Origin of the sequence: Sphingobium sp. DEHP117 (genome assembly GCF_030867385.1) — a bacterium.
In the GTDB taxonomy this organism is placed as follows: domain Bacteria; phylum Pseudomonadota; class Alphaproteobacteria; order Sphingomonadales; family Sphingomonadaceae; genus Sphingobium.
Genome location: NZ_JAPFBJ010000005.1, coordinates 41,557 through 64,412 on the forward strand (window position 1 = coordinate 41,557; position 22,856 = coordinate 64,412).

At 61.0% G+C, this 22,856-nt stretch carries 26 protein-coding genes; 11 read left to right on the forward strand and 15 right to left on the reverse strand.

The genetic code is table 11. The features are described from left to right. Positions 1-16 precede the first annotated feature (16 nt). Genes OOT33_RS17650 through OOT33_RS17675 form a run of 6 tightly spaced genes read right to left on the reverse strand, consistent with a single transcriptional unit; the run spans position 17 to position 7,615 of the window. Positions 17-268, reverse strand: a complete 252-nt coding sequence (locus OOT33_RS17650; RefSeq protein WP_006954184.1) for a hypothetical protein — start codon at positions 266-268, stop codon at positions 17-19. Next, positions 265-2,445: a DNA topoisomerase 3 gene (locus OOT33_RS17655; RefSeq protein WP_019053936.1), complete on the reverse strand. Its 2,181-nt coding sequence runs from the start codon at positions 2,443-2,445 to the stop codon at positions 265-267. Before OOT33_RS17655 ends, OOT33_RS17650 begins: the two co-directional genes overlap by 4 nt. Positions 2,446-2,449: 4 nt before the next feature. Further along, positions 2,450-2,983: a conjugative transfer signal peptidase TraF gene (gene traF / locus OOT33_RS17660; RefSeq protein WP_006954186.1), complete on the reverse strand. Its 534-nt coding sequence runs from the start codon at positions 2,981-2,983 to the stop codon at positions 2,450-2,452. Further along, positions 2,980-4,872, reverse strand: a complete 1,893-nt coding sequence (locus OOT33_RS17665; protein ID WP_145206858.1) for a type IV secretory system conjugative DNA transfer family protein — start codon at positions 4,870-4,872, stop codon at positions 2,980-2,982. The genes traF and OOT33_RS17665 overlap by 4 nt, the downstream gene beginning before the upstream one ends. 21 nt (positions 4,873-4,893) lie before the next feature. After that, positions 4,894-7,212, reverse strand: a complete 2,319-nt coding sequence (traI, locus tag OOT33_RS17670) for a TraI/MobA(P) family conjugative relaxase (RefSeq protein ID WP_307751201.1) — start codon at positions 7,210-7,212, stop codon at positions 4,894-4,896. A 16-nt stretch (positions 7,213-7,228) separates the two neighbouring features. Further along, positions 7,229-7,615, reverse strand: a complete 387-nt coding sequence (locus tag OOT33_RS17675) for an IncP-type oriT-binding protein TraJ (protein WP_006954189.1) — start codon at positions 7,613-7,615, stop codon at positions 7,229-7,231. Positions 7,616-7,934: 319 nt separating this feature from the next. Here OOT33_RS17675 and OOT33_RS17965 point away from each other — a divergent pair, with 319 nt between their 5' ends. Genes OOT33_RS17965 through OOT33_RS17685 form a run of 3 tightly spaced genes read left to right on the forward strand, consistent with a single transcriptional unit; the run spans position 7,935 to position 9,477 of the window. After that, positions 7,935-8,315 carry a TraK family protein gene (locus OOT33_RS17965; RefSeq protein WP_158011146.1) on the forward strand — a complete coding sequence of 127 codons (381 nt, stop codon included), beginning with the start codon at positions 7,935-7,937 and terminating at the stop codon, positions 8,313-8,315. Beyond that, the gene (locus OOT33_RS17680) at positions 8,312-9,037 is read left to right on the forward strand and encodes an ArsA-related P-loop ATPase (RefSeq protein ID WP_026149851.1); all 726 of its coding nucleotides are present in this window, start codon (positions 8,312-8,314) and stop codon (positions 9,035-9,037) included. The genes OOT33_RS17965 and OOT33_RS17680 overlap by 4 nt, the downstream gene beginning before the upstream one ends. Further along, complete coding sequence (locus tag OOT33_RS17685; protein WP_019053940.1) at positions 9,037-9,477, forward strand: hypothetical protein; 441 nt, start codon at positions 9,037-9,039, stop codon at positions 9,475-9,477. The genes OOT33_RS17680 and OOT33_RS17685 overlap by 1 nt, the downstream gene beginning before the upstream one ends. A 30-nt stretch (positions 9,478-9,507) precedes the next feature. On the opposite strand, the gene OOT33_RS17690 is transcribed toward OOT33_RS17685, so the two are convergent. The 9 genes from OOT33_RS17690 to OOT33_RS17730 form a co-directional block, all read right to left on the reverse strand. Then, entirely contained in the window at positions 9,508-10,140 is a 633-nt protein-coding gene (locus OOT33_RS17690) for an IncP plasmid survival protein KfrC family protein (RefSeq protein WP_019053941.1), read from the reverse strand. A gap of 117 nt (positions 10,141-10,257) precedes the next feature. Continuing rightward, positions 10,258-11,280: a ParB/RepB/Spo0J family partition protein gene (locus OOT33_RS17695; RefSeq protein ID WP_006954195.1), complete on the reverse strand. Its 1,023-nt coding sequence runs from the start codon at positions 11,278-11,280 to the stop codon at positions 10,258-10,260. 2 nt (positions 11,281-11,282) lie between these two features. Further along, entirely contained in the window at positions 11,283-12,029 is a 747-nt protein-coding gene (locus OOT33_RS17700) for a ParA family protein (RefSeq protein WP_019053943.1), read from the reverse strand. Next, on the reverse strand, positions 12,026-12,313 hold the full coding sequence (locus tag OOT33_RS17705; RefSeq protein ID WP_006954199.1) for a TrfB-related DNA-binding protein: 288 nt from the start codon (positions 12,311-12,313) through the stop codon (positions 12,026-12,028). The genes OOT33_RS17700 and OOT33_RS17705 overlap by 4 nt, the downstream gene beginning before the upstream one ends. 4 nt (positions 12,314-12,317) lie before the next feature. After that, positions 12,318-12,647, reverse strand: a complete 330-nt coding sequence (gene kleE / locus OOT33_RS17710; protein WP_006954201.1) for a KleE stable inheritance protein — start codon at positions 12,645-12,647, stop codon at positions 12,318-12,320. A 105-nt stretch (positions 12,648-12,752) separates the two neighbouring features. After that, entirely contained in the window at positions 12,753-13,016 is a 264-nt protein-coding gene (locus OOT33_RS17715) for a hypothetical protein (RefSeq protein WP_006954203.1), read from the reverse strand. A gap of 104 nt (positions 13,017-13,120) precedes the next feature. Beyond that, complete coding sequence (locus OOT33_RS17720; protein WP_006954205.1) at positions 13,121-13,534, reverse strand: antirestriction protein; 414 nt, start codon at positions 13,532-13,534, stop codon at positions 13,121-13,123. 339 nt (positions 13,535-13,873) lie between these two features. Then, positions 13,874-14,641, reverse strand: a complete 768-nt coding sequence (locus OOT33_RS17725; RefSeq protein WP_006954207.1) for a helix-turn-helix domain-containing protein — start codon at positions 14,639-14,641, stop codon at positions 13,874-13,876. 178 nt (positions 14,642-14,819) lie between these two features. Continuing rightward, the gene (locus OOT33_RS17730; RefSeq protein ID WP_019053948.1) at positions 14,820-15,059 is read right to left on the reverse strand and encodes a hypothetical protein; all 240 of its coding nucleotides are present in this window, start codon (positions 15,057-15,059) and stop codon (positions 14,820-14,822) included. Between the two features lie 537 nt (positions 15,060-15,596). Here OOT33_RS17730 and OOT33_RS17735 point away from each other — a divergent pair. From OOT33_RS17735 to OOT33_RS17770, 8 genes are all read left to right on the forward strand, one after another. Next, complete coding sequence (locus OOT33_RS17735) at positions 15,597-15,974, forward strand: helix-turn-helix domain-containing protein (RefSeq protein ID WP_026149852.1); 378 nt, start codon at positions 15,597-15,599, stop codon at positions 15,972-15,974. 106 nt (positions 15,975-16,080) lie between these two features. After that, a complete protein-coding gene (gene trbB / locus OOT33_RS17740; RefSeq protein WP_307751204.1) occupies positions 16,081-17,046 on the forward strand; it encodes a P-type conjugative transfer ATPase TrbB in 966 nt (321 codons plus the stop codon). A 13-nt stretch (positions 17,047-17,059) separates the two neighbouring features. Next, positions 17,060-17,440 (forward strand): TrbC/VirB2 family protein, encoded by a 381-nt coding sequence (locus OOT33_RS17745; RefSeq protein WP_006964400.1) that lies wholly within the window; start codon positions 17,060-17,062, stop codon positions 17,438-17,440. A gap of 18 nt (positions 17,441-17,458) precedes the next feature. Continuing rightward, entirely contained in the window at positions 17,459-17,791 is a 333-nt protein-coding gene (locus OOT33_RS17750) for a conjugal transfer protein TrbD (RefSeq protein WP_026149854.1), read from the forward strand. Then, a complete protein-coding gene (locus OOT33_RS17755; protein ID WP_006964396.1) occupies positions 17,788-20,367 on the forward strand; it encodes a VirB4 family type IV secretion/conjugal transfer ATPase in 2,580 nt (859 codons plus the stop codon). Before OOT33_RS17750 ends, OOT33_RS17755 begins: the two co-directional genes overlap by 4 nt. Beyond that, positions 20,354-21,073 (forward strand): VirB8/TrbF family protein, encoded by a 720-nt coding sequence (locus OOT33_RS17760; RefSeq protein ID WP_006964394.1) that lies wholly within the window; start codon positions 20,354-20,356, stop codon positions 21,071-21,073. The genes OOT33_RS17755 and OOT33_RS17760 overlap by 14 nt, the downstream gene beginning before the upstream one ends. Before the next feature lie 17 nt (positions 21,074-21,090). Continuing rightward, positions 21,091-22,074: a P-type conjugative transfer protein TrbG gene (gene trbG / locus OOT33_RS17765; RefSeq protein ID WP_006964392.1), complete on the forward strand. Its 984-nt coding sequence runs from the start codon at positions 21,091-21,093 to the stop codon at positions 22,072-22,074. Between the two features lie 2 nt (positions 22,075-22,076). Beyond that, entirely contained in the window at positions 22,077-22,850 is a 774-nt protein-coding gene (locus tag OOT33_RS17770; RefSeq protein WP_307751205.1) for an SPOR domain-containing protein, read from the forward strand. The last annotated feature ends 6 nt before the right edge of the window (positions 22,851-22,856 follow it).

The window sequence follows — 22,856 nt, forward strand, 5'->3', positions numbered from 1 at the left end:
CCTCGCCTCCTCCCGATTAGTCGGCGTTGCGCGCTGCCGCGATCAATTCGCCGCGTCCCGTGGCGATCGGCTCCGCGTCACCATCAAGCCCTTCCTCGGCCTCGCGCGCGTCGGCCTCGCTCATGGCATCCTCAACAAAGGCCCCCGCCCGCTCCGCCTCCTCCGGGTCGAACTCCACAACCGCGCCGGGCGTCTCGGCGTCGGCAAGTTTGCGCGTCACCAGCTCGTCAAGGGTGGGCACGTCCTGCGCATTGGGTTGATCCGTCATGCTCGTTCTCCTTTGCTGAAATCGGGCTGTCCCTTGTTGTCGAAATAGGTCTGTTTGCAACCGGGATAGGCGCTGCAACTCCACCAGAAGGCCCCCTTCTTTTTCGCGGAAGGACGCCGCACTAGGCCAGCGCCGCACGCTTGGCATTTGTGCTGCTGCGACGGCACGGGCGCGGGAGCCTTCACCAGCTCCGGCTTGCCCGCCTTGTCATTGGCGGTGAATTTACAGCCGTCGGCATAGCCGGTGCAGGACCAAAAATAGCCCTTGCTCCCTTTGATCCGGCGCAGCGGCTTGGAACATGACGGGCAAGGCGGCGCGTCGATCGCTATGGCAAGGCCCTGCTCTTTCACCCGCGCGACCTCGCGGCCGACATAATCGGCCAGTCCGCGAACGAATGTCATGGCATCGCTCTTGCCCTCGGCAATCGCGCGCTGCTGTTCGTGCCAAATGGCGGTCATGTCGGGAAATTTCGCCTGATCCGGCAAGGCGTCATAGAAGCCGCGCGCCTGCGGGGAGCTGACGATATTCTTGCCCTTCTCGATCAAAAAGCCGCGATCGAAAAGCGTGGCTATGATGCTGTCGCGGGTCGCCGGGGTTCCAATTCCGCCATGCTCGCCCGCCTTCCCCTTGTCCTTCTCGATCAGGAGTTTCCTAAGCCGCTCGTCCCGAACATATTTGGCCACCCGCGTTAGGTCGGTCAAAAGCGTGGCCATCGTATAGAGCGGCTTGGGCTTGGTTTCCTGCTGGTCGGCGCTGGCGGAAAGGCATTGCCCGGCCATGCCCGACGCGATCGAACGCAAATCGGCCGCAAGGGTGTCCTCGTCCTCGGCAATGTCCTCATTGCCTACATCGTTCTTATAGAGAACCGTCCAACCCGGCTTGGTCACAACCTTGCCCCGCGCGGCAAAGGCGTGACCCGCAACCTCTATCTCGATTTCGGTCTGGTCATATTGGTTCGCGGGCCAGAACTGCGCGACATAGGCGCGCGCGATCAGCATATAGATTCGCTGCTCCGGCTCTGTCAGCGCGGCAAAATCGGCCGTGGCTTCGGTCGGAATGATGGCGTGATGCGCGGAAACCTTCTGCGAGTTGAAGGCCCGGCTTTTTATCGCCGGGTCCGCGCGCTGCGCGATCGCCGCCAGCATCGGGACCGTCGCGGCGACGGCCGCCAGCACGCCGGGGGCGTCCGCGTGCTGCTCATCACTCAAATATTCGCTGTCGCTGCGGTTGTAGGTGATAAGGCGATGCTTCTCCCGCAACGCCTGCGTAATGTCCTTCACCTGATTGGGCTTATAGCCGAATTTCCGTGCGGCATCGGTTTGCAGCTTCAAGAGGTTGTAGGGCAGCGGCGGCGCTGCCTCTTTCGCCGTGGTCTTGGCGCTGGCGATGCGAGCCGGTTGCCCCTGCACCGCCCCGGCTACCGCCGTCGCAAAATTGCGGTCGATCAAGCGGCGCTGCTCATCAACCGGGTCGCCCTCCCCGATCTGGTAGCGCGCGGGAAAGGTCAGCCCGGCGAAACTGAACTGGCCCGAAACCGTGTAATAATAGCTCTTGGTGTGCGCCTCAAAATCGCGGTCACGGCGGACGACAAGGCCCAAGATAGGGGTCTGCACGCGGCCGACGCTAAGAACGCCCTGAAACCCCCGCGCCTGCGCCGCGAGGGTATAAGCGCGGGTCATGTTCACGCCATAGAGCAAGTCGCCCACGCTGCGCGCCTCGGCCGATGCGGACAACCCGGCAAATTCACGGTTATCCCGCATGGACGCCAAGGCCCGCTGCACAACCTTTAGATTGTTGTCATTGATTAGCAGGCGTTGGACCGGCAACCGGCTCCCGGCCCATTGCAGAATCTCGTCAACAATAAGCTGGCCCTCATCGTCGGGGTCGCCCGCGTGAATGACGCTCCGCGCCGATTTGAGAAGTTTGCCGATCGTGCGGAGCTGGGCGCTCGTCTTGGCGACGGGCCGCTTTTCCCACGGGATGAAGCTGATCGGCAGCGCGGCCATGTTCCACGGGTCTTGCGGGTCCACCAGCTCAAGCATGTGGCCGATCGCCCATGTCACATAATGACGGCCGCAATCTATGAAGCCGTCTTGTCGCGCCCCTCCCCCAAGGCCCTCGGCAATGGCCCGCGCGAGTTCGGGCTTTTCAGCAATGACAATGATCTCCCCGCTCATGCCGTCACCACGTCACTACGGGTTTGATAGGGGCGGTCACTTGCCGCGCGCTGATCGGCCCGAAATAGCGGCCGTCGAAAGAGGCCGCGCCATCGCCAAGGACAAGGATTTCCCCGTCGCCTAGCGTCCAATCGGCATTGAGCCGGGGCAAGGCCCGCCCTGCCCCATCGGCAAGTTGCGGGGCGCTGTCGGGGACAAGGCGGCCGTTGATCCGCACGCCCTGCCCGCCAATCTGAACGCGGTCGCCTTTAGCGGCTAAAATCCGCTTCATCATTTCATAGCTTCCGCTGGGGCAGTCGCCGGGTTCGATGTAGCGCCTACGCAACGCCTCCAAAAAGGGCGGCGCTGCGGGCGGACAGAACGCCACAAGATCGCCCTTTTGCGCGGTCCCGCCCGTCGCCCGATAGACGCCTAGCGGGATGCTCGGCGTAGCGTTGAAGCGAAGGCCCGCCGCCTTCGCGCCAAGCATGGCGATCATGGCCCCCGCCACGCCACAAACCGCATAGCGGCTGACCTTGGCGAAGCTCGGCCGCTTCATAGTTTGATCCTCCGGCCCCCTTCGGGCGGCTTCGGCGCTTGATTGCCCCTGATCGTGTCGCTCCGATCCGGCGCGGGAATCTTGGCGCGGGCACTAAAGGTCGGGTCTTGGAAATAGAGGGGCTGACGGCCGTAGATCATGGGATAGCCTGCGACATAAATCAGCATGTCGCCCGCTTCCGAAATATCTCCGTCCGGGGTCTTCTTCGGCCCCGGCATCCTCATACACTCATCCGGCGTCAAAAGCGGGCGCTGGGTTTCCTGCACGGTCTTGGACACGGTGCCACCAAAGAACCCCCCGCCCCCGCGTCCCGTGCTTTTGGTGATTTGCTCTTTAAGAACGGTGGTCTGCCCGGTGAGTTTGGAAAGATGCTCGGCCGTCTCAACGCGGTTGGGCGGATAGGCGTTCTGGATATGAGCATTGGAGGTTATCAGCTCATCCGGCCCATAGCCGGTTTCCCGGCTCCTAAGCTGGTTGGTGTCCTGACAAATGAGATAGAATTTCAGGCCGTAGCCTGCGGCGAACGCCAAGGACTCCTGAATGATTCCAAGTTTCCCAAGGCTGGGAAACTCATCAATCATAAATAGCGCGCGGTGCTTGTAGCTCTGAACCACCCGGCCCTCCTCGAACTCCTGCTTGGGCGCGAGGATACGCACCATCATGTTGAGCATGACGCGGACAAGCGGGCGCAGTCGGTCCTTATCCGTGGGCTGGGTGATGATGTAGAGGCTAACCGGCCTCTCGCTGTTCATCAGGTCACGAATGAGAAAATCGGAAGTGGCGGTATTCGCGGCCACAACCGGGTCTTGATATAATTCTAGATAGCTCTGCGCGGTCGATAGAACCGATCCGCCCTCATCATCGGGACGATTGAGCTGGGCGCGCGCGGCTTTGCCGACAACGGGATGATTTTTGCCGCCCGGCAAATGGCCGAACGTAAGCATTTCCTCCCAAACTTCCTGCGCGGGCCGAACCGGATCGGCCAACACGGCATCCACTTCGGCCAAGGTCGCCGCGTTGCCGCCATGCTTGGCTTTGTAGATGACATGCAGGATCACGCCTACCAGAAGCGCCCGCGAGGTCTTTTGCCAGTGGCTTTCGACCCCCTTCCCGTCCGGGTCCACTATCAGCGTAGCGAGATTCTGAACGTCTGCGACTTCGTTGTCAGTCCCTACCCTGATTTCGTCCAGCGGGTTCCAGTGGGCGGAGCCGCGCGAGCTGGCCGGTTCAAATCGCATGACGATCTGGTTGGCGTGTTGCTTCCTCCAACCGGCGGTCAACGCCCATAGCTCGCCCTTCAAATCGGTGATGACGGCGCTATGCGGCCACGAAAGCAGCGTCGGGATGACAAGGCCCACGCCCTTCCCCGATCGGGTCGGGGCATAGGTAAGGCAATGCTCCGGGCCGGAATGGCGTAGATAGACCGTCTTCCCGTTCTTCTCCTGATAAGCGCCAATATAGACCCCATCATTTTCAACGAGGCTGGCCGCGCGAATGTCCTCCATGTCGGCCCAGCGGGCCGATCCATGCAGATAGGCATTGCCCTTCCCGGCGTTCGATTTCGCCAGTTTGACAGCGGCGGTTATCAGGACGCCCACGCCGAAAACCACGGTGCCCACGCCCACGGCTTGCCCGAAGGCGGGTTTCAGCGCCGGAACCTCGCTCCATTTGCTGAACCATTGCAGGAAACGCCACGGGACATAGATATGGCCCGCACTCGGCCCCAAGGTTGCCTGATAGGCCATCTGGTGCGCGAACATCTGCGTTGCGCTCCATAAGCCTCCAAGGGCAGAACCGGACACAAGGGCCGCCAGCAACGGACGATTATCGCCCTTGCTTCCGCGCTCCCGCACTTGCGGCCCGATGGCTGTGTTGCGCTTCTTTGCCATGCTTTGCCCTTCTCGCGGCCGTTACCGGCTGCGCCCCTTGCTTTTGACGGTGCCATTGCTGGCAATCTCGATCGGCGCGCCAATCGCCAGCTTGCCCGCGCGGGCGGCGCTACGCGCGTCCACGGGCAGCACAAGCATGTCAGCGCCATCTCTTAGGAGTATCAATTTCTGCCCTTCGATTTGTCGCGTCCCGGCGTAAATCAGCGGCCCATGATCGCCAGTGAACAGCCGATGCGCCGGTATATCCATTCCAATGTGACGCTTCGCATTACGTTCCGCAATGTATTTATCCGCTGCTATGGCCTGATCGTCGCTCATTCGCGGCCGATCGTCGTCCCGTCGCACAACACGATCTGGCCGGGCTTTTTGGTCGTCCACGTCTGAATGAACATCACGCGGCAATAGCAAGCGACCTCGCTCGGCGTGCTGAACCAGACCGAGTTGGGACAGGTCGCGCAAACTACCTCGGCTTTCGGGCGGCGGCTCTCGTCCAACGCGGCCAATGTTGGGCTTAACGGCGCGCTCGCTGGGGGCCTCGGCTCCTCCGGCGCTAGAATGTCCATTTCTGGCGGGCTGTGCGTGACCAACTCCAACGGCGGCGGTGCTGGCTCCTCCGGCTGCAAGTCCGGTTCCGGCGTTGGTTCCTCCGGCGCTGACGGCACCGGGTCGGAATGTCCCGTTTCGACCTGGTGCTGTGGCGCTGGCGTCTCGTCCAGCGCCATTGACGGCGTTTCGCCCAACAACGCCAGCGCCGCCTCTATCTCCTCGTCCAATGATTTGTCTGTCACGCGCACGCTCCTCTTGCCTGATATTTTGACGGCGGGCCTCTAGATCGGGGTCCGCGAAAGTGATGGGCATGGCCGAACGGGCGGCGGCCTCCACCACAAGGGCCTTGAATTGATCGCTGCCGCTAATCGCCAGCCTGTCGCCATAGCGTTCGTGCGCAAGCCGCAAGGCGGCAACAACGCCCTCGATCTGCGCCCCGCGCGATACATGCAGGCGCTGGCCATCATCGCGCACCGCTGCATTGGCGGTGCGGTAGATGATCGTCCCGCGCTTAGTGATGTGGTCTTGCCTGATCGCTGCGGGATGCGCTGCGGTCGGCATGGCGGCTATATGCAGCGCGTCATTGGGGGCTGTGCGCCGCCCCTCCCGCGCGCGCAGGGCCTCAAGGGCGGTCTGGTCGCCTGCCTTGGCCTGCTCCTGTAGCCAGTCATTCCACCCGCGCCGGGAATTGCGCGACGCAATGCGCTCCCGTTCCCGCCCGTGGGCGGCGACAATCTTGGCAATGGCGGCCTTGGTGGAGCGGGCCGCCAATGCGTAATTGAGGCGCTTAACAACCGGGCCGCCACCTAGCAGCTTTATCGCCGCCCGCTTCGTCCTCCCGATGCGCTTCACCTGTTCAATGGCCGCGCGGCGCTTGGCTGCGGCCTCGGCCAGCTCGACCTTTCGGCGCTTGGCGCGTGTGCCCTGCTGCTCGCGGTAGGCGGAGAATAGGGCGCTGGTGTCGATACGGGAGGGCACGGGGCGCTTTTCATAGGTCTGACGGGCCTTCGGTGCCCCCTCCCCTCCCTGTGCGCTCTGGAAGGCTCCCAAGCGTTTCTCTAGCGCCCCTTTTGACAGCTCGCGCGCGATGGAGCTGGCCTTTACGGTCGTTCCGTCCATCGCCGCAAATATCAGGCCGTTGCCGCGCGCCTGCACCGACAAGCCGAAATTGGCCGCGATCTGGTGCAACTCGGCCCAACTCGCGGCGGCCTTCAATGGCTCGGCGCAATTCCGCTGCGCCCAACCTATCAGGCTTTCCGTGCCCGCGATCTGCTCCATGTCGCGCGCGCGTGCTTCTCCCGCGCGCTGCCGGGCCGCATGATTATCCGGCTCTAACCCGTGCTTGACCTCTAGCCGCTCACAAACAGCGGCAAGGGTTTGATAATCCCGCAACGGCGCGTGGATCGTGTGCCGGACAGGGTGAATCTTGTTGATCGCTAGATGAATATGCGTGTTGTCGGTGTCGTGGTGGACGGCGCTAACCCGTTGATGCTCGGCAAAGCCCAACGCGGCGCATACCGCCTCCTCTATGTCACGCATAACCTCGGCGCTGGGATTCTCGCCGGGCCGGAAGGAAATAATCAAGTGGTAGGTCTTATCCGACGCCGCCCGCTGGTTGGCGGATTGGACAAGCATAACGTCCTGCGCAGCATCTTCTGGCGTATGGCCGTTGCAGTTGGTGACAGTCACCAGACCCACGCGCTCGTCACGTCCCTGCGCGCTGGTGATGTATCGCACCAACCCGCCAAAATCGCTCTTGGAAGTCGCCTTCATGGGGACGTGTTTTGCGATCACCGGCGCGGCCCCTTTTTTAGCCGCTAAAATCTTGCCGGGAGCGCAAGACCTTCCGAATGATGCCGGATAACTCCTCCTGATTGGCCTCGATTTTGGCCAGCACGCCCCGGATGATAACCGGCATCCGCTCCGGGGCCATCTCCTCCAACTTGGCGTCGTCGGTAAGCCATAGCTTCAACAGGCCGCCAAGGCGGCCAAGGTCGCCATTCACGCGCACCAACTCGCGCCCCTGTTCTATGTCGATCAGAGGGCGCGGCTCATGCCCTAATCCAAGGACGCGGAGATAGGTGGATGCGCTCAAGCCGGTTGCCTGCGCGGCGGCTTCGATCTCCGCTTTCTCCTCCGCGCTGCACCATATCTTGACGTGGTGCCGCTCGCGTTTGGCCTTGGGCTTGTCGTTCAACTCTCTCCCTTTCGACGCGGTAGCGGCGGGCCTCGCAGAGCAGGATTCCCGTTGAGCGCCCCCGGTGCGAATAAGGGGAGTAATGGGGGTGTCCGCGCTTGCGTGGATGCCTCCATTACCTATCCTGCCCCGTCTTCGACGTTTAGACGCCAAATAGAAACTGTTGCTGGAACGATCATATATCGTTCACCCCCGAAAATATCTAGCGCCACCCGGCCCAATCTGGCAGAAAAATAGGATATAGCGGGAGTTCATCGGATCGTAGCCGGTTTATGAACGCTTTATAGCCGATTGTGCGCCGAAAATATCGTAGGTGGAAATGACAGACAGCGGAAAATCCTTCACGGAGCGATTGCGCGAACGGGCGGCCTCACGGGAGCCGGGGGGCAAAAACCGGAACCTCGCACAATTCCTCGCGGCTCGATCGGACATAGATGCAGCCCTTGCGGAAGGATGGCCGGTGCGCGGCATATGGGAGCTGCTGACGGAGGAAGGCCGCATTAGCTTCGGCTATGCGTGGTTCGCCAAATTCGTTCGCCGGTATCGCGCGCCAGCTACCGGGGAACCGCCCAAGGCAGCGCCAGCGCCCCCCTCCCCTTCCCGATCAGCGGCGGCCTCGGCCGACGCTGATCCGCCGCCCCGGCCCAAACCGGCGCGCTTCAATCACCCGGCCACTCCGAACAAAGAGGATTTGGTATGAGTAACGTCCACATAGTTTTGCAGGGCAAGGGAGGCGTCGGCAAATCGCTCGCCGCCTCGATGCTCGCCCAATATCTGACCAAGCGGGGGGAAAGCCCGCTCTGCATTGATACCGATCCGATCAACGCCACCCTCGCCGGGTTCCAGTCCCTCAACGTGTCCAAGGTCGAGCTGCTGGAAAACGGCGACATAAACCCGCGCAAATTCGATGCGATGATGGAAATGATCGCCGGTTCCAAGGAATCGGTGGTCATTGACAGCGGCGCGAGCAGCTACAGCGCCCTATCCTCCTATATGTTCGACAACGGCGCGCCAGACGTGATTGCCGATCTGGGCCATAAGCTCATCCTGCACACTATTATCGTGGGCGGGCAATCGCTGATCGACACGCTTCAAGGCTTCGCCTCGGTAGCCGAAGCCTTCCCCGATCCGGCTGCAATCGTCGTGTGGCTCAACCCTTATCATGGGCCTGTGGAGGCAGAGGGCAAGAGCTTTGAACAGCTCAAAGCCTACCGGGAGCTAAAGGATCGGGTCGCCGCGATCGTCACCCTTCCCGATCTGAAAAAGGAAACCTTCGGGGCGGACGTTCGGGACATGCTGGCCGCGCGCAAGACTTTTGAGGAAACGCTTGCCGATGGCGACATAGCCCTGATGCAGCGTCACCGCCTCGGCCGCGTTCGTGATGCGGTCTTTGCCGAACTCGACAAGGCTAAGGTCGTGTAATGGCCGATCACGAAAAAATCGCGGCGCTGATCGCGGAAATCTCGCGCCAGCACGGGGTCACGCTGTCCGCCGATGATCCCTTGATGATCCTCCAAACCATCAACGCGATGTTGCTGGGCGAAAGCGCCGATGCGCAGGAGGAGCAACTAAAGGCGTTCAAAAGCGAGCTGGAAGACATGAGCAATCGTTGGTCGATTGCCATCACCGACAAGGCAGAATCGGTGCTGAACGCGGCGCTGGATGCCTCGGAAGCCGCCATGAACGAGCGCATGGAGGCCGCAGCGAAGGCGATCATCAAGGAAGTGGGGGAGCATATCGGGACGGGGCTGCAAAAGCCCCTGAACGATGGCCGGGCCGTCGCTAACCGTAATCTCCTAGCGTCGGGCCTGACGCTGATCGCGGCGCTGGTAGTGTTGGCCGCTGCCCTGTTCCATCATTGACGCCAGCGAAGGCCCCTCCCCCATGTCGCGCTATCCCCCGTCTCTCGCCAATCCGCGCGCGAGCGTGCGCCCTGCCGGTTTCCGATCGTCCGCCCCGCGCTCGACCGTCTTTTCCCTGATCTGTTCCTTCTCCCGCTCCGCGCGCATGTGCAGCTCATGCAACCGGCGTGCCTGCATCAGCTCCTCGAAATCATCGACAAGTTTCGGCTCTCGATATTCGAGCTTCGCCGCTGCGATCGTCTCCACGCGCGGGCCATGAACGGCCATGCCGTCGCGGATTTCGCGCACGGCTTCCAGCCTTACAGCGATCCGCTGCACGGCCGCTTGCGCGTTGGCAATCCGCGCCTGCCATGCTTGGCGCTTGCCGGGCAGGGACAGGAAGCCGGGGGGCTGCTGCTGGATTTGCTGCAAACGGGCGGTTTGCTGCTCCATCATGCTTTCTAGGCGGTCCTCGATCTGGTTCGCCTGTTCAACCTTCTCCTCAATGACCGTCTGTAGCTGGGCGTTATAGGTTTCCTCGGTTGGCGCGGTGGCGATAGCTGCCGTTTCCTGACTATCCAGCGTGCGCGCCTCGTCTAACAGCCGGTCGGCGTCGGCCTGTGGGTCGCCCGTTCCCTCGTCCAGCGAAAACTTGTCCGGGTCTGCAATCGGCGTGTCCTGCATGGCCGTTCCTTTAGCGGCTAAAATTTCTAGCTTGCACTATATCCGATTTTCTTACCTCTCGCGCCATAAAAAAGGCCCCGCACAAGCGGGGCCTGTAAGGCTGGGCAGGGGAGGGGACTATCCTTCAAGAAGCGCAAGAAGCTGCACTTTTCCAAGATCGGCCTCGGTTTCCTCGCCGCTGTCTTCATACTTGATCCACGCCACGCCATCGCGCGAGGGCCGCTTATTCAGGATCAGACGGGCAGGGCGCTTGTTATGAGAAACCTGCACAATGGCCTTTTTCAGCTTTAGCGGGTCTTCCTCCTTCGGTTCCTTCTCCTCTCCGGCCCCGGCGTCGTCACTAGCGCCGCCGTTGCCCTCGTCGTCGCCCGATTCCTCCTCGGCCTCGCCGCTCAAGCCGGACTCAAGGAACTCCTTCAAGAGCCGCACCGATCCGCGCGTAATCTCCTGATCGGCATCGGCCAGCCAGCGCGCAACGCCCTCGCTATGCTTCTTGTGGAGGCCCACAAGGTCATAGATCAACGTCACGTCCTTGCAACGCCCGCTCTGGAACGCCTTGGCGATCGGCTCCGGCAAATCGAGCAATGCCGCGTGCTGGGTGACAAAGGCCGGGGATTTCCCGATGGCCTTGGCAATCTCGCCCTTCTTTTTCCCGTTGGCCAGCTCGCGGCCGATGTAGTCGGCAATCTCGCGGGCCGTGAGAGCGTCCCGCTGCAAATTCTCAATGACCTGATCGGCCTCGGTATAATCCGGGTCGATGAAGCCCGGAATTGTCACTTTCTCGGCCAACAGGGATGCGCGATAGCGGCGCGCGCCGTGGTTGATGAGATAGCGCCCCTCCACCTTGGGATTGGGCCGAACGGAAATAGGCGTCTTCACGCCGCGCTCCCTGATCGTCTCGGCCATTTCCGCCAGCGAATTTTCGTCAAACTGCTTGCGGGGCTGGTTCGGGTCTTCGTCAATCAGCGCCAGCTCCAATTCGAGCGGAGCGCCAGAACCGCCCTCCGGGGCCGCAGGAGAGGCTAGGAGGCTCGAAAGGTCGCCCAACCCCTCCAACCCTAGCCCCGCGTTCTGCGCGGGCTTCTGCGCGGCTTTGGTGGACGATTTGCCCGGCTTCTTGTCCTCGGTGTTGTCGGCCATCGTCAAATCTCCATCTTTTCCTGAATGTGGCGGGCCATCGCTCGCATTTCCTGCGCCGCTTTCCGCGCCGAAGTCCGTTTGATCGACCAAACCGGCACGCCCGACGCCAGCGCGTCCGCAACGCTGCTCCGGTTCCCGATCGGCGTCGGAATGACCAACTGGGGATAAGCACGGGTCAGTTCGTCAAGGTGCTGCCCGTGACGGGGATTCCGGCCATCAACCTTGCTCGGTATCATGCCAAGGAATTTCAGCGCCGGGTTCGCGCGCCGGATATTGGCGATCGTCGTCACCATCTTCTCAATGCCCTGCAAGCTGTAGGCTTCAAGCTCGATGGGCGAGGCGGCGAAGTCGGCCGATAGCAACGCCGCTGCCATTCGGACCCCAAGGGAAGGGGGGGTATCTATCAGGCACACGTCAAAGCCTTCCGCCTCGATCACGGCCAGACTGCGCTTGAACGCGCCAGCAGCCGCACCGAGATCTAGTTTCTCAAGATCGGCCAACCGCGCGTCGGCGGAAAAGACAGCGATCCCCCCGGCGTTAGCCAGGTCGAATTGTGACACGGCATCGAAAAGGCCGCTCGCCAAGGCTCCGCTATCATATTCGCCAAGGGTGAAGCTGGCATTTCCTTGGGTGTCCAAGTCAATAACTGCGACCTTCAATCCCTGTTCTTTGAAGTAATAGGCAAGATGAACGGTCGTCGAAGTTTTACCAACGCCGCCTTTCTGGTTCGCTATGACAAGTGTTTTCATCGTTTGGCGTCCAATCTTTCCACCGCCTCGCGCTGCCATTGCCGCACAAGGAAGGCTTTATGTTTCGGTAAAATCGCCGTCACACGCTCGAAACCTTCGGGAACCTCGCTATGCGCGTTCCAAATCCGGTTGACCGCCAGACAAACGGCATTGCGGGACACGCCTTCGCGCTTCGCCACGGCCGATTGGGCCTCGCCGTCCACCAGAACGGCGCGCGCCATGTCGAGCGGACGCGCCGCGATATTGAGCCGTCCAGCAGCTTGCTCAAAGGCCGACGCGCTCAAGCGTTTATCCATTGCGCCTGCCGCGATTCTTCTCGCGGTATAGCTTCGGCTCATAGACGCCAAGGAAGATGTAGAGGGCGATATAGACCGCATAATAGGCGAGGAACTGCCAACCGGCATGAACATCCGGCGTGTTCCAATACCAGAGCATCCGGCAGAACTGCCAGAAGACGACAAGCGGGATGATGAAGCGCGCGACGGTCCAGATCAGGACTCCGAACGTCCAAACGGCCGCAATGACGTAATCCACGCGGTTGCCCTCCCATGCGGGTGGAGGATTGGGAAGCCGCATGACCGCAAAACGTGCGGGCAGCGGGGGAATTTTCGCCTTCATCGGAATACTCCGGTTTCGACCTTGGCGGGTTGCCCGGTCACAACCGATATAATGACAGCATCCCGAACCGTGTCAAGCCCCCGTAAAGTCTGAACGGCAATAATTTTAGCCGCTAAAATCGTCGTTCTGGTGTTCCCAAATATTTCCCAAGCCCGCAGCCGCGCACAACAGCGCCCATGCCGAATAGGGAATCTGATCGTCGCCGCCCGTCCAGCGCCGAATAACGCGGGTATTGCTCAAGCCTAGAAACTTGGACGCGCTGCCCCCTGTCATGTCCGCTGCTTTGAGGACCGCCCTTACCTCATCCGGCGTCGGCTGCTGCCACCCCTGATCGGCGGGCAATAGGCAATCTGGCCGAACATCAATCATGCGCGCGTCTGTTCCTTCGCTGGCGTTGCTCCTCATGGCGGCCGAATGAGGAATATGCCCGATAGGCAGGGAAGGGAAGGGGGGCACGCTGCCCCCCTGTGGCGCTAGTCGAGCGCGGCACCGATCGGCCCCGCTTCCGAATGTTGGGCGGCATAGGCAGATGCCCACGCATAGAGCTGGGCAAATTGATCCTCGCCGTATTTTTCGTGCATATGCCCCAGCATGAACAGGGTGGCTATAAGGCCCGCCGCGTCGGCCGAAACGTCGCCAGAGAAGCCGTTGCCGTCCCATTCCAGACGATATTGGGGCTGATCGCCGGGGGCCATGTAGAACCCGCCGTTCGATAGGGTGTAGAAATGCCAATATGCGCCCGTGTAGTCGGCGGATAGCTTGGACATATAGCCATAGGTGACGGCCTCGACCTCGATCATGCGCGCCAGCCCGAACAGCCGGGGCAGGCACATAATCCGGTCTTCTTCGCCAACCAGCACGGCGGCAATTCTCTCTCTGTTGCTCATCGGACTTCTCCGGTTTCGACCTTGGCACCATAGCCCGGCCATATCCGATATATTGGAAGTTTCCCGGTTGCTGTCAAGTTACGCTCGCCCGCCATGAAAATCTTTTAGCCGCTAAAATGGCCTCCATCGCAAGGCATATTTGGTCGCTGCCCCGCAGTTTTACAGAGTGCCGCTATCCGCGCCCCGAATGGACACGCATGTCAGCTCCCCAAATCGGAGCCTTACCCCCTTTTTGGTGTTCAAACAGTCTCAATTAAGCGTTGCGCGACTAGCGCAACTCCGCATCACCTTAGATAAATAAACTCAGGGGGAGGTTCAGAACCATTATGAGACTCACGGCTAGGCAACAACGCCATCACGGGCGCAAATGCCGTTCCATAGGCTGATTAGGGCCTCCGCTGTGGCCTTGCATGTCGTCGTCTCCCGTATGTAATCGGCCTTGCTCAACCGGGAGAGCATCCAAGCCTCATCTTCAAGCCGGTCCTGTAGGCGCTGGGCCTCGTCGTCGGGCACCGGGGCAGGGCGCTTGCGCCGGTCGAGCAATTCGAGAAGCATCCTCGGCAATTCCACCCGATAGGCATTGGAGGTCTGCTCTGATCGCGCCCCGTCCTCTGTGACGGTGTGGACGTAGCGCCGCAGGCGCGCCAGCAAGCCGATGCTGGTAAGGGCGTTCAAGGCCCTTGCGACGGTGGCCCTAGAGACGGTCGCCCATTCGGCTATCATTTCATAGCTGGGCACCACGTTGCCCCTGAAACGCTCCTCCATCCGCAACAGGGCTTGATACACCCGGATCGTGGAATTGGTGATGCTCATGCAATAGTGCTCGAACTGCGTTATCTCGCGCGGCTCGCGACGCAGCTCCGCGCGCAGGGCGCGGCCCTTTTCAAACGCCAGATTGATCGCACGCCAGCATCCCTTGCGCGTCTTGGTGTCTCGCGCCGCGAGGAAGCCCTTTTCTACGTCGCTCCCGGCTTCCTTGCTGCCGCCGCGCACGCGGGCCTTGGTGATGTGCTTCCCGCCCCGGCTACGGTCGCCATAGGCTCGGCCGAAAAGCTGCTGGGTCAGCTCCCCGATCGCCAGCGGCCCTTTTCTTCTGGTGTCACTCATCGTCGTCCCTCCTTTGCGAAGGGCCGGGAGACAGGCAAAAAAATCCCGTTGCGCGAATCAAGCGCCCTTGAACCGAAGTCCGAAAACCGCTAAGTGGGAAATTGTCTGTAGGTTCAGTGTTGGCGCACTGTCCCACTAAGCGGTTTTGAGGGTGCCCGGCTTCGAGCCGGGCATTTTCTTATCCACTCACGGCCAGAAACTCCTGTTGCAGAAACATATCGTCCCCGATCCGCTCTAGGATCGCGTTGATTGCAGCCTCGCGGGACGTGAATCCCTTGCTGGCTTTCACCCTCTCCACGATCTCGACGGCTTTAGGGGACAAGGCCAAACTCATGCGCTTAAAGCCCTGCTCGCTCTGTGCCTTGGCGCGTTTGCGCTGGGACAGCGTGGAGGGTTTGAGTTGCGTATGATTCGCCATAATGCCCCGGCTTAAAGGACATTAAAGGTTCTGGCAATTCAGTGCTGAAAAAATATGCTGGCGACTGAAAGACATATATAGAAAAGCGGTCTGCGTTTACGTCGAAGTCCGCAGTTCAAGAGCATCAACGAGTGGCTTCTTGGGCCTACCAACTGAAAGAATCGAAGCTATAGCCTTACATTATCGAGCTACGCGCTACAGCCGTAATTTTCAAAATTGGTCGCCGCGATCTGATCGGCAATTAGCATCTTGGGGCCTGCGCTCGATCCTGCGAGCATTTACGGAATGGACGCCAAAGAGAATTACGCGGAAGCCTGATCTTGTCTCTCGCGCGTCACTTTCTTCTTTCAATCCGTTCGCTGCCACCCGTTATGCGCGCTCGCGCGCTCGGCCCGGCTCGTCCAAAAATGATGCTATAAACAATCATATTCGGCGTCATACCGCTTCCTTTCTCGCGCGCTCCGGCATATCCTCCGCAGCTACCCGGAATTTTAGCGGCTAAAACCAACCCCCTTGCGGAAGAAAGAAACCGAACCTGTGTATCGGAAGGTTCTCGCGATTAACATTAACCGCTTCTTGGCCTTAAGACGGCTCAAGAAAAAAGACCTCGCGGAGAACGCGGGGCTGTCTGTGTCCTTCGTATCTGACGTTACAGCCGGTAAGGGAAACCCGTCGCTCGAAACAATCGCCGCCATCGCAAATGCTCTGGAAGTCCCGCTCGTCGCGCTACTGGAACCGCCGCCTATCGGCACCGATGGCTGGGACGCCAGCCTAGCTGATACCTTATCAAAAGAAGATAAAAAGCTGGGGCTTCCTCCCGGTTATAAGCGCGTTTCCGCTATCGTCACGGATCATCAAGCGTTTCAGATAGCACAATGGCACAAGGCTGCCCACGCTAAGTTGCGTCGGTCCTGACAATCCCCCCAATCTGAACCTAATTCTTTGCAATCGTTCTGGTTGCCTCCATGAAAATTCCGGTATATCCCTTGCGTCCATTTTGTTTTGGCAGGGACGGTGCTTCATGGAGGCCAAGGGGGAACCCGCTCAAGATACGGTAAAAGAGCGTGCGAAGGAGATGCTTCGCCGCTCCATGCAACCGCTTATGTTGGATGCGCTTGCCGACCCCAAGACCGTTGAGCTGATCCTGAACGCCGATGGCAAGCTATGGCTGGAACGCCTTGGCGAACGCATGATCTGCATCGGTAAGGTCGCCCCAAGCCGGGCCGAGGCGATCATCAAGGCGGTCGCTGGCTATCATAACAAGGAAGTGACGCGGGCCTCCCCGGTTCTGGAAGGCGAGTTTCCTATAGATGGCTCGCGCTTCGCCGGACAGATGCCCCCGGTCGTGCCCGCGCCGACCTTCGCCATCCGAAAACGCGCCGTGGCGATCTTTACCCTCGAACAATATGTGGAGGGCGGGATTATGACGGCGGAGCAATGCAGCCTCATCCATGAGGCTATCCGCGCGCACCGCAACATTCTGGTGATTGGCGGCACCGGCAGCGGCAAAACAACGCTAGTGAATGCCATTATCAACGGGATGGTGGACGCGGACCCGACCGAACGGCTCGTAATCATTGAAGATACCGGCGAGATTCAATGCGCCGCTGAAAACTACGTCCAGTTCCACACGTCCCCGCAAATCACCATGACGGCGCTGCTCAAAACCACGCTGCGGATGCGGCCCGATCGTATCCTAGTGGGCGAGGTGCGCGGCCCGGAAGCCCTCGACCTGCTCATGGCGTGGAACACCGGCCACGAGGGCGGAGCGGCCACGCTGCACGCCAACAACGCCGAAGCGGGCCTTAGCAGGCTCCAAATGCTCATCAGTATGCACCCCGATTCACCACGGCCGATTGAGCCGCTGATTGGTGATGCGGTGCATTTGATCATCCACATCGCGCGCACGCCAGAGGGTCGCCGCATTGAAAGCCTGCTGGAAGTCGGGGGCTTCGTGGATGGGAAATACATTTTGCGCAAACTGTGAAGGAGCATGACATATGACGTTGTTTTGGAATGACGCCGCCGCCCGCCGTAAGGCGCTCATATGGGGTATGCTGGGGCTGGCGCTCGTCATGCTCCTGCTCTGGCCTCACGCGGCTTGGGCCTCGGATACCACGGGCGGCCTGCCTTACGAATCCTATCTGACCAAGGTGCGCCAGTCGATGACCGGCACCGTCGGTTATACCTTCGCCCTCGTCGGCATCGTCGTTGCCGGTGGTGTCCTGATCTTCGGCGGCGATCTCAACGGCTTTGTGCGAACGCTGTTGCTGATCGTCCTCGTCGCCTCGATGCTCGTCGGCGCTAACTCGGTCCTGTCCTCCATCACGGGCGGCGGTGCGGTGATTACCGGCACCGCTTCGCCCGCGCTGGCAGGCTAAAGGGGAGGGCCGGTCAACATGGCTCTGCGATCAGTGCCTATTCGCCGCTCTGGCGTCCGCAACAATCTGTTTTTGGGTGGGGACCGCGAGCTGGTCATGCTCACGGGCCTAGCGTCGATGGCGCTGATCGTTCCGGCCATCAATTCCTTGAAGGCGTGGGCCGCTGGCCTGCTGATCTGGTTTGCAGGCGTGTGGGCCTGTCGTCTCATGGCGAAATCGGACCCGCTGATGCGGTTCGTTTACATGCGGCACCGCACCTATCGCCCCTACTACCCGGCTCACTCCACGCCCTTCCGCAAGAACGGCCGCCTGCAATTCCGCCGCTACCGGCAACCGGGGAAGAAAAAATGATCCAGACAATCGCTGTCGTCATAGCGATCTTCGGGGCGGCCCTGCTCGCGGTCCTCGCCTTTGCGTCCTTCGCCAACGCGGCCGAACGCAAGCTGGCCCGGTATCGCTCCAAGGATGAAGGGCTTGCCGATCTGCTCAACTATGGGGCGATGGTCGATGATGGCGTAATCGTCGGCAAGAACGGCTCGTTCATGGCCGCGTGGATTTATGAGGGCGACGATAACGCCAGCTCCACCGACCGCCAGCGCGATATGGTCAGCTTTCGGATCAACCAAGCTCTCGCCGGGCTGGGCAATGGCTGGATGATCCACGTTGACGCGCCGCGCCGCCCTGCTGCCGCCTACTCGGCTGCGGGTCTGTCACATTTTCCTGACCCGGTGACGGACGCCATAGATCAGGAAAGGCGCGAATTATTCCAGTCCCTCGGCACCATGTATGAGGGCTATTTCGTCATTACCGCGACCTATTTCCCTCCGGTCATAGCGGAGCAAAAGTTTGTCGAGCTGATGTTTGACGACGATCGGGAGCGGCCGAACAACAAGCAACGCACGGCCGACCTGGTTGAACGCTTCAAGCGCGAAATCACCACATTTGAAAGCCGTCTGTCCTCGGCCGTGAAGCTGACCCGCCTTCGCGCTCACAAGGTCGAAAATGAGGACGGCTCGACCGTGACGCACGACGACTTTTTGCGGTGGCTGCAATTCTGCGTCACCGGCAAAAATCAGCCGGTCGTGCTGCCCTCGAACCCGATGTATCTCGATTCCATCATCGGCGGTGTCGAAATGTGGACGGGCGTAATCCCGCGCATCGGCAACAAGTTCGTCCAGACGGTAGCGATCGAAGGTTTCCCGATGGAATCGACGCCGGGCATCCTCTCGGCGCTGGGCGAGCTGCCGATTGAATATCGCTGGTCCACGCGGTTCATATTTATGGACCTCCATGAAGCTGTGAAACACCTTGAGGATTTCCGCAAAAAGTGGCGGCAAAAGGTTCGCGGCTTCTTCGATCAGGTTTTCCAGACCAACAGCGGCAAGATAGATCAGGACGCCCTTTCGATGGTGGCCGATGCCGATAATGCGCTGGAGGAAGTCAACTCCGGCCTTATTGCACAAGGATACTATACCGGCGTCGTCGTCCTAACGGACGAAAGCCGCGATAAGGTAGAACAGGCCGCGCGCCAGCTTGAAAAGGCTATCAACGCACTCGGTTTCGCGGCCCGTATCGAGACGGTGAACAACCTAGAGGCGTTCTTGGGCACGCTGCCGGGGCATGGCGTCGAAAACGTCCGCCGCCCGATCATCAACACCATGAACCTAGCCGACCTGATGCCGACCAGCTCGATATGGACCGGCCTCGATCATGCGCCGTGCCCGATGTATCCGCCCAGCTCGCCCCCGCTCATGTCTGGCGTCACCAACGGCTCCACGCCGTTCCGGCTCAATCTCCACGTCCGCGACGTGGGGCATAGCTTCATCTTCGGCCCCACGGGCGCAGGCAAGTCAACGCTGCTCGGCCTGCTCGCCGCCCAGCTCCGCCGCTATCCCGGCATGTCCATTTTCGCGTTCGACAAGGGCCTGTCGCTCTACCCGCTGGCGAAGGCGGTGGGCGGGGCGCATTTCACTGTCGCCGGGGATGACGAAAAGCTCGCCTTCTGCCCGCTCCAATTCCTCGAAACCAAGTCCGATCGCGCATGGGCAATGGATTGGATCGACACAATCCTAGCCCTCAACGGCGTGGCGACCACGCCCGCGCAACGCAACGAAATCGGCAACGCCATCGTCAACATGCACGCCAGCGGGGGCAAAACCCTCTCTGAATTTGTGGTCACGATTCAGGATGAAACGGTGCGCGAGGCGATCCGCACCTACACGGTGGACGGCTCTATGGGCCATCTTCTCGATGCGGAACATGACGGCCTGAGCCTGTCGGAATTTACCGTGTTTGAAGTCGAGGAGCTGATGAACCTCGGTGAAAAATACGCGCTGCCGGTCCTCCTCTATCTTTTCCGGCGTATCGAGCGATCTTTGAAGGGCCAGCCTGCCGCGATCATCCTTGATGAAGCATGGATTATGCTGGGGCATCCCGCCTTCCGGGCCAAAATCCGCGAATGGCTCCGGGTGCTGCGCAAGTCCAACTGCCTTGTTCTCATGGCAACGCAAAGCCTGTCTGACGCCGCAAATTCGGGCATCCTTGACGTTATCGTGGAGTCCACCGCGACCAAGATTTTCCTGCCGAACGTCTATGCGCGCGATGACGATACCGCCCAACTCTACAGACGCATGGGCCTCAATACACGCCAGATTGAAATCTTGGCGACGGCCATCCCCAAGCGCCAATATTACTATCTCTCGGAACAGGGGCGGCGGCTCTTTGAGCTGGCGCTAGGCCCCGTGGCCCTGTCCTTCGTCGGCGCGACCGACAAGGAATCCATCGCCACCATTAAGGCCCTTGAAGCGGCCTATGGCCCGGCATGGGTCAACGAGTGGCTGGCCATCCGTGGCGTCGAATCCACCATCAATATCGGCCGCGCGGCGGCGGCCCCCTATACCTCGGAGAAGCTGCATGAGTCTGTTTGACAAGCTGCGGGGGCGGCGAGCTGCGGAAAGCGCCCCGGTTGATCCCAACCCCTACCTGAACGCGCGGCGGCAATGGAATGAGCATGTGGGCGGCATCGCTGCCTCGCGGCGCTTGTGGCAGACTATGGCAATCCTTTCGATGCTGATCGTCCTCGCCGCTGTCGGCGGCATCATAGCGATTGGCAGTCAGTCGAAATTCATCCCTTACGTGGTCCGCGTGGACTCGCTGGGGGACGCGATAGCGACCCAGCGGGCCGATGTGGCTTCGCCGGTCGATGCGCGCGTGGTGCAAGCGCAAGTCGGCTCCTTCATCCAGTCGGCCCGCATGGTGACGGCTGACGTTGAACTCCAAAAGCAAGCCATTTTCCGGGTCTATGGGATGCTCGCGCCGAACGATCCGGCGTTGGCAAAGATGACCGACTATCTCAACGGCAATCCCGACAATACGCCTTTCGCCCGCGCGGCGCGGGAAACCGTGTCGGTCGAAATCGCCTCGGTAATTCAGCAAACCAAGACCTCTTGGCAGGTCGATTGGACCGAGACGGAGCGCGATCGGCAAGGCCAGCCTATCCAGCCTCCGGCGAAAATGCGCGCGCTCGTCACGATCCGCGTTGCGCCGCCCAGCTCGGCCACCACGGAGGAACAAATTAAGCAAAACCCCTTGGGCGTGTTCGTCCAAGATTTCTCTTGGTCGCGCACACTCTGATGGGAGGGACAATCAACATGAAGAAGATCGCCTATTTCGCCGCCGCCCTCGCGGCGCTGCCTTCGATCGCGTCCGCGCAGGACGGCCCGCCGCTTCCCGACGACATGCCGCCCGCGAACGCGCCCATGCCTGCCGGGGGAGGGGCGCAAGTAGATCCCAATGCCTATATCAGCCCGCGCAATCCGAACCTGACGCGCACCCAGCGCGAGGGTCTGTCGATCGCGCGGCGCTGGCAGGCGGAAAGCGCCGAAGGCATCAAGCCGGTGCCGGGCACCGAAGGCGCGGTATTGTTCGCCTTCGGCACCTCCGAACCCTCCGTGGTCTGTGCTGTGCTGCAAATCTGCGATGTGCAGTTGCAGCCGGGCGAGAACATCAATTCGGTCAACGTGGGCGATAGCGCCCGCTGGCTGATCGAACCGGCCGTTTCCAATTCCGGGCCGAACGAAACCCAGCATCTTATCATCAAGCCGCTCGATGCGAACTTGAATACAACGCTGATCGTGACGACCGATCGCCGCACCTACCATATCCGGTTGGTGTCGCACCGGACGCAATTCATGTCGCGGGTGGCGTTCACCTATCCCGATGAAGCGCAAGCCAAATGGGCCGCTTTCCGCGCTCGATCGGACACGGCGCGCGCCGAAAACACGATGGCGGTGCCCGATGGCGCGCGCGGGACGGGCAGGGGAGGGAGCGAATATCTCTCCAATCTCGATTTCCACTATAGCGTTGACGGCCGCGCACGCTGGAAGCCCGTCCGGGTTTACAATGATGGCGTCAAAACCATCATCGAAATGCCGCACGCGATGGAGCAGACGGAAGCGCCATCGCTGCTGATCGTCCGGGCCGGGGGCAGCGTCTCCAAGGCGGCTGATACCTCCATCGTCAATTACCGGCTCCAAGATGGCCGCTACATTGTCGATCAGATTTTTGACCAAGCGGTCCTCATCTCCGGTGTCGGCAAGCGCCAAGAGCGCGTCACCATCACAAGGGGGGGCTGATCGTGCGCGGTGCGATTTTTGTATCAGTGGCTTTCCTGCTTACGAGCTGCGCGGGCGTTTCGCACCGGGACAGCTTCGCCGTTTCGGCTCCTCCCGATCAGGCCCAAGCCCTCGTTGACGATTCCGTGGCGGAGCTGGTGAAACTCTACCCGCCTGCGATTAGCCGGGTGCTGATCCCGACTACCGGGGGCGGGGCCTATGGGGACGGCTTGCGCTCCGCGATGCGCCAAGCAGGCTATGCGGTGATTGAGGCGGGCAAGGGCGTGAAGCCCGATCCTGCGGCCACGCCGTTGCGCTATTACGTCGATCAGCCAATTGCCGATTCCTACCGCGTGACGCTGCGGGTCGGCGCGCAAACTTTCTCCCGCATCTATGGCGTGGATGAAAAGGGTATCTACCCGTCTGCCGGGTGGGCGCTCGATCTGACCGGCGCAACGCCGGAGCTGATCGAACGGGCGAACCGGCCCGTAGCGCCTGCCGCACCTCCTCCCGTTCCGTCGCCCGTCGCCAGCACGCAACCCGGCTTCGGCGGCAATGGAACAGAGGCCGGAACGTGGTCTGTCAGCCTGACGGGCTTCTCCTCCGAAAGCGCAGCACGCGCCTATTGGCGCGCGACGGCGCGCCTTCGCCCTTCGTGGGCGAGCGTGACGCCGCGCTTTGTCCAAAACGGACGCTCTCACGGCATCCAATTCGGACAGTTTCAATCCAGCGCGACGGCGCGCGCCAAGTGCAAGGGCATCCGTGCCGCGCGCTGTGGCGTCGTCAAGGCCGGGTAAGGGGAT